The sequence below is a fragment of the Aeromonas sp. genome, assembly GCF_050633025.1.
GTDB lineage: Bacteria > Pseudomonadota > Gammaproteobacteria > Enterobacterales > Aeromonadaceae > Aeromonas.
The window spans coordinates 1-6,633 of record NZ_JBODRQ010000160.1; the positions used below are offsets into that span (position 1 = coordinate 1).

Sequence of the window (6,633 nt, forward strand, 5' to 3'; positions counted from 1 at the left end):
CGCAACGACTTCATCATGGCGGCGCGCACCGATCAGTTGCTCCGGTAATCGCACCACACATCAGCGTCATCGGTTGACCCGGGCCTGCCCGCGAAAGCGGGGCAGGCCCGCATTTTTATGGGCTGGCGCTCGCACTGGGGGGATCGAGACTGTATTATCCGCTCATTCATAGAGTTAGCTAGGAAGTGTGTCCCGAATGCGTCTTGAAGTCAGCTGTGAAGACCGCCTGGGCCTGACCCGGGAACTGCTCGACCGCCTGGTGGAGCACAATATCGATCTGCGCGGCATCGAAATCGATACCTCAGGCATCATCTATCTCAACTTTCCCGAGCTGGAGTTCACTGATTTTCAGCATTTGATGCCGGAGATCCGCCGCATTCCCGGCGTCTACGACGTCAAGACCATCCCTTACATGCCTTCCGAGCGAGAGCACCACGAAATCGAGGCGCTGCTCAAGGCGCTGCCGGATCTGGTTTTCTCTCTCGACAGCAAGGGCAAGGTGACCCAGGCCAACCAGTCGGCCCTCACCACCCTCGGCTTGCCGGTGGAGGAGGTGCGCGGTGTGGCGCTCGGTTCGCTGGTGAAGGGTTTCTCCTTCACCCGCTGGCTGGAGGCGAGCGAGATCAAGCCGCAGACCTGCAAGCTCAGTTTCAATGGCGAAGAGTATCTGGCAGATCTGATGCCGCTGTTCGTGGCGGAAGCCCGCGGCAAGCAGGCGCTGGCCGGTGCCGTGGTGGTGCTCAAATCTGCCCGTCGGGTCGGCCTGCACTTCAGCGCGCTTCATGCGGTGGAAGTGGGGGGCTTCGAGCATCTGCAGGCCGAGAGTCCCAAGATGAAAGAGGTGCTGTCGCAAGCACGTAAACTGGCGATGCAGGACGCGCCGCTGCTGATCGTCGGTGAGACCGGTACCGGCAAGGAGCTGCTGGCCCGCGCCTGTCACGGGGCCAGCCTGCGCTCCAGTCATCCCTTTATGGCCCTCAACTGCGCCGCAATGCCCGATAACGTGGCCGAGAGCGAGCTGTTTGGTTATGCCCCCGGCGCCTTTGGCAACAACACCGAGGGCAAGCGCGGCGTGCTGGAGCTGGCGAGCGGCGGCACCCTGATGCTGGACGAGATCGGCGATATGTCTCCCCATCTGCAGACCAAGTTTTTGCGGGTGCTGCAGGATGGGGTATTCCGCCGGGTCGGTGACGAGCAGGAGGTGAAGGTCAACGTGCGTTTCATCTGTACCACCCAGAAGCAGTTGCTGGATCTGGTGCACGAAGGAACCTTCCGCGAGGATCTCTACTATCGTCTCAACGTGCTCAGTCTGGCGCTACCCCCCCTGCGCGAGCGCAAGGCGGACATCATGGTGCTGGCCCAGCAGTTTGTCTCCCGCTTTGCCAGCGAGTTGCAGCGACCCCGTCCGCGCTTTACCCGCAACATGGCCGACTACCTGACCGCCTACCGCTGGCCGGGCAACGTGCGTCAACTGCGCAACTGCCTCTACCGTGCCATGACACTGCTGGAAGGGGATGAACTGGGGCCCGAGCAGATCGACCTGCCGGTGGCGGCCGACACCGCGCCGCTCATCGACGAGTGGTTTGAGGGGGATCTCGACGATGCGGTGAAGCGCTTCGAGAGCCAGCTGCTGGCCCGGCTCTATCCTGCTTTCCCGTCGACGCGCCAGCTGGCCAAACGCCTGGGTGTGTCGCATACCGCCATCGCCAACAAGCTGCGGGAATACGGCATCAGCAAGAAGTGATTTCCGCCTTACTGCCTGCCACCAGAGAGCCCGTTACCAGACGGGCTCTCGGTCTTTTTATCCGGCGCCTTGAAATGAGAGGAGGATCTTTGCCAAGGCAGCTGCCTTTCGCTCATGCTGTTACTCCTTTCCTCCTTCACTATGACTCTCCGGGACAGATAGTGGTGACAGTCCCTTGGTCGCCTCCTGTGCCTTCCTGCAAGCTCGCCAATGTTTTTGGCTACGCGCTCGCCACAAATACGCCATAAATGGCCATTGCAGTGGCAATGGCCTGATGGGCGTTGAGATGTGGTTGAGGTTGGTGCGGCGGAATTAGCGCCCCTTCTTGCCAACCATGATGGCGATCGTCTTGCCGATGATATGCACATCCTGCACCAGCCAGCGCCAGGGGTGGAGCAGGGCGACCGAGTAGGCCAGATCGAACGCCAGCTTGCTGCGCACATCATCCAGCGACTCGTCGTAACCCTGATTGACCTGCGCCAGACCGGTGATGCCGGGGGCCACTTCATAGGTGCGTTCGATAAAGTACGGCACCGCATCTTCCAGCCGGTTGGCGATCCCGGGCCGCTCCGGGCGGGGGCCGATCAGCGACATCTCCCCCATGAGCACATTGATAAACTGCGGCAGCTCATCGAGCCGGGTTTTGCGCAGGAAGTCGCCGCTGCGGGTGATCCGGCTGTCCCCCTTGCCACACCAGACCGGCCCGGTGGCCGCCTCGGCGTCGGCGCGCATGGTGCGAAACTTGATCATGAAAAAGAGCTCGGTATGGGTGGCATGGCTGCGCCCGATCCGCAGCTGACGAAAGAACACCGGCCCCGGGCTATCGAGCCGGATAGCCAGCATGATCAGCGGCCACAGTGGCAGCGTCAGCAGCAGGCCAAGAGTGGCACCGAGCAGATCCATGCTGCGTTTGACCACCAGGGTCAATCTTGGAATGGGGTGTGTCATACGGCTTTCTCCTGTGACATGAAACGTATGGGGGGGCGCAGGCAGTAGCGCAGGGTGCCCATGCCGTTGTACCAGTGTCCGAGTACCAGATAGTGGATCTTGCGAAACAGATTGGGCCAGGGGTGCACAGGGGTCAGCTGGATCAGGATGACCAGCAGATATCCCAGCAGTTGCAGCCCCAGCAGCAGTTGAAACAACAGGAATTGGGTGGCCAGCGGGATGGCGCAGAGCCACAGCAGGGTCAGGCAGAGCGGCATCAATACTCGCAGCCCTTTGCCACTGGCAAAGTTGAAGGCAACCCAGCCGAACTTGGGGTGTAGCAGGGGCAGTAACCGCAGCAGCTGCTGGGTGTTGCCAGCCCCGATCCGCTGGCGCCGTGTCGCCTCCAGCGCGGCATCAGAAATTTCCAGCTCCAGTGCGGCGCAGCGATTGTCATAGACAGCCCGATACCCCTTGGCGATGGCCTGCATCGGCAGGATGAAATCGTCGTTGATGGTATCGGCGGCCAGCGGGGTGAGGCACTCCCGGCGCATCATGTAAAAGGCCCCGTGGGCACCCAGCATGCCGCCAAGGGCCGACTCGCAGAGCTTGATCTGGCTTTGATAGTGCCAGTAACTCTCCTCGCCCTGGGAGCCCGGTTGCCAGAAGCGGTACGCTTCCCCAACCACCCCTACCTTGGGATCGGCAAAATGGGCGACCGCCAGCAGCAAGCTGTCGATGGGCAGCAGGGCCGAGACATCGGTGAGGGCCACCAGATCGCTGTGCACCCGGGTCATGGCCTCGTTGAGCACGGCGACCTTGCCGCGATTGCGGGGGTGATCAAACAGCCTGATCTGCAACTGCTGCAGGGCGGGATCACCGAGCTGGCTCAGCGCAATGGGGTAACTGTTGTCGCTGCAGCCGTCGAAATGCACATGCACCCACAGCTTGTCGGCGGGGTAATCGAGGCTGGCGAGGTTTTGCAGCTTGGCCGCGATGGTCGCCGCCTCGTTGTAGACCGGCATCAGTAAAGTGATGGTCGGCAGCGCCTCATCGGTGGCGTCTGTTTTGAACCCTCGATCCAGAGGGCGGGGCGGATTGGCTACCTTGCGCGCCTGCCGACCACCGAATTTGAGCAGCAGGGGATAGCCGACATGGTGGTAGACCACCAGTACAGCGCACAGCCAGAACACGATCATGATCCATTCCATGGGATGCTCCTCTGGTCATCGGGTCGCTTGATCAGCGGCTGTAAAGCTGCTGATAGGCCTGAGCCATCCGGCTCAAGCTGCTTTGCTGGCACACAAACTCTCGGGTGACGGCACGCAGGCTATGGCACTGCAGCAACCCTTGTGCCAGAAGCTGGGCAAGGCGGTCGGGATCCCGCTCCGACAGGATATGGCCGCTGGCCTGGCAGACGATTTCTCTGGCCGCCCCCACATCGCTCATCACCACCGGCACCCCGCAGGCCTGCGCTTCCAGCACACAAAGCGGCATCCCCTCCGCCAGTGAGGGGAGGCAGAAGAGATCCAGCCCCTGATAGAAGCGCGGCATGTTTTCGACCAGCCCCAGAAAATGGACCCGATGGGCGATCCCCAGTTGCTGACACTGTTGTTGCAACGCATTTTGCAAACTGCCGACCCCAGCCAACGCAAGATGCACCTCTTCCGGCAGGGCACGGATCGCCTCCAGCAGCAAGGTGTGACCCTTGACCGACTCAAGGCGGGCGGCGCAGCCAATCAACTTAACCCCTTGCGGCAGCCCCATCTCCTGACGGGCGAGGGCGGCGGCGCCCGGGGCAAAGCGCTGCTCATCGATGCCGTTGGGGATCACGGTTGGCGACAGCTGGCCCAGCTTGGCCAGCAGCTGGTTGGCCACCGGCGTGGCATCGGCCACCAGAATGGGTTTGAAGGCGCGCAGCCCCCACAGGGCCAGCGTGCGCTGATGGGGATCATCGAGATACCAGGCATCGTGCTCTGTGTGTACCAGGGTGGGCACCCGGGCCAGCCGACTGGCCAGACCGCCATAGAGCATGGGCCCCAGATGGTGGGTATGTACTGCGACGGGCTTGAGTTGGCGCAGCAGCCGAGTGAGTCGCCAGAGGGTTGCCAGCGACCAGCCCGCGGGCTTTTCCAGACAGTGAATATTGCCAGCAAAGGGATACAGGGCGGGCCACGCCCTTACCACATCCCCTTTGTTCCCTTCGAGGGAGATGATATGCACCGGTTGCTCGGCAGGGCTCGCCTGTGTGAGGTTGAGCACCATGGTCTCCAGCCCGCCGGGCTGCAGGTGCTGCACGATTTGTACGACAGGTTGCACGACAGACTGAACGACGGGCTGGGCGCTGGCGTTCCCGCGGGGATGGGGGCTGTGCGATGGGGTTGGTGACAACATGGTTCGCGCTCCGGCAAGGGAAGGGGTAACACCCCGGATAGCGGGAGAATGCGAATCTTGTACCACTCTTGCGATCTACCCACAGAGGCGATCAGCTCCTCAGGTGGCACTGCCTTTGCATCGTGCGGGGGAGGGCTTTTCTCAGGGAGTGATGCCATGCCTGTCCAGTTCTATTACAACCTCTACATCATTCTCTTTGCCGCCTGGCGCCGTCGCTATCTGCTGGTGATCCCGGTGCTGGTGATGCCGCTGGTGGGCGTGACAATCGGCCTGCTCACCCCCAAGGAGTATGAGAGCCGCACCACCTTTATGGTGCCGCAAGATGCCAACCAGACCCCGACCCTCAAGGATCTGATCACCCAGGAGAGCCTGAAAGATCGCTTTGCGGTGCTCGAAGCCCTGCTGCGCAGTCGCTATGTGCTGGATGGCGTGGCGCGGGATCGCGGTCTGGTCAATGACGAGACCCCGCCAGCCCAGCGCGATGCCATCATGGACTGGCTATCCGGTGCCGTCTCGTTGCAACTGATTGGCGATGAGGTGATCGAGATAAAGGTCAGGGCGGATTCGGCTGCCAACAGCGCCGGTTTGCTCGAAGCCATTTCACGGCGCTTTTTCTTCAACCTGCTCAGCAAGGGGCGCCAGTCGGCGGAGTCGTCCGAACGTTTCCTGCAAAGCCAGCTCGACAGCCGCCGCAGCGAACTGCAAGAGGCCGAGCAGCTACTCGCCGACTTCAAACGGGAGCATGCCAGCGCCTTGCCCCAGCAGCAGAGTACCAACGTCGCCCGTCTCTATGGTTTGCAGGAGCGTTATGCCGAGAGCCTGATCACCTTGCAGCAGGCCAAGGCCCGGGTCGATCAGCTATCGCTGGGGCAGGAGAGCCAGCTGGCCCGCCAACTGGATGAGAAGCTGCAACTGATGCGCACCGAACTGTTATTGCTGCAGGCCCGCTACAGCGACGAGCACAGCAAGGTGCAGAGTCTGCGCTATCAGATTGACCAGTTGCAGCAGGAGTTCGAGCAGCTCAAATCCCAGCCGGATATGGCCCGCGGGCCCGAGTGGCAGCTGGCCCAGACGCAGCTGACGGAGGCGGAGCAAAACGCAGCCGGCTTGAAGAGCCAGCTGGATGGGCTGGACAAGGTGGTTGACTCCCAGGGGGATACCGAGCGCCAGCTCGCCGAGCTGGAGCGGGATCTGGCGGTCAAACGCACCCTCTATCAGGACCTGCTGCTGCGCTATGAGAAGGCCAAGGTGACCGGCGATCTGGGCAATTTCGAGCAGGGGGAACGGATCAAGGTGATCGACAAACCCTTTGCCCCCAGCAAACCGAGCAACTACCCGCTCTGGCTGTATCTGCTGGCGGGCATTGTTGGCGGGTTGGGGCTCGGCTGCGGTCTGGCGCTGGTGGCTGAACTGGCGGATGCCAGCCTGCGCCGCTCCGATCAACTGGCCGCTCTGGTCAAGGCGCCGGTGCTAAGCCGCATTCCCTACTGCGAGCCGGTGCCGGACTATCCATCCCACAGTGATCAGGCGCTGGATGGTCAGGTGCTGCCCTTGTCACCAGAGCCGGG

5 protein-coding genes are annotated in these 6,633 nt (G+C 62.1%); 2 read left to right on the top strand and 3 right to left on the bottom strand.

Annotation, left to right across the window (positions count from 1 at the left end; all coding sequences use genetic code 11):
* Positions 1-196 precede the first annotated feature (196 nt).
* Positions 197-1,744: a transcriptional regulator TyrR gene (tyrR, locus tag ACRAUW_RS15960; RefSeq protein WP_431363069.1), complete on the top strand. Its 1,548-nt coding sequence runs from the start codon at positions 197-199 to the stop codon at positions 1,742-1,744.
* Positions 1,745-2,056: 312 nt separating this feature from the next.
* On the opposite strand, the gene ACRAUW_RS15965 is transcribed toward tyrR, so the two are convergent.
* Genes ACRAUW_RS15965 through ACRAUW_RS15975 form a run of 3 tightly spaced genes read right to left on the bottom strand, consistent with a single transcriptional unit; the run spans position 2,057 to position 5,065 of the window.
* On the bottom strand, positions 2,057-2,692 hold the full coding sequence (locus tag ACRAUW_RS15965; RefSeq protein ID WP_431363070.1) for a sugar transferase: 636 nt from the start codon (positions 2,690-2,692) through the stop codon (positions 2,057-2,059).
* The gene (locus ACRAUW_RS15970; protein ID WP_431363071.1) at positions 2,689-3,882 is read right to left on the bottom strand and encodes a glycosyltransferase family 2 protein; all 1,194 of its coding nucleotides are present in this window, start codon (positions 3,880-3,882) and stop codon (positions 2,689-2,691) included. The genes ACRAUW_RS15965 and ACRAUW_RS15970 overlap by 4 nt, the downstream gene beginning before the upstream one ends.
* Positions 3,883-3,913: 31 nt before the next feature.
* Positions 3,914-5,065, bottom strand: a complete 1,152-nt coding sequence (locus tag ACRAUW_RS15975; RefSeq protein ID WP_431363072.1) for a glycosyltransferase — start codon at positions 5,063-5,065, stop codon at positions 3,914-3,916.
* Between the two features lie 156 nt (positions 5,066-5,221).
* On the opposite strand from ACRAUW_RS15975, the gene ACRAUW_RS15980 reads away from it, so the two are divergent.
* On the top strand, positions 5,222-6,633 hold a 1,412-nt coding region (locus ACRAUW_RS15980; RefSeq protein ID WP_431363073.1), incomplete at its 3' end, for a GumC family protein.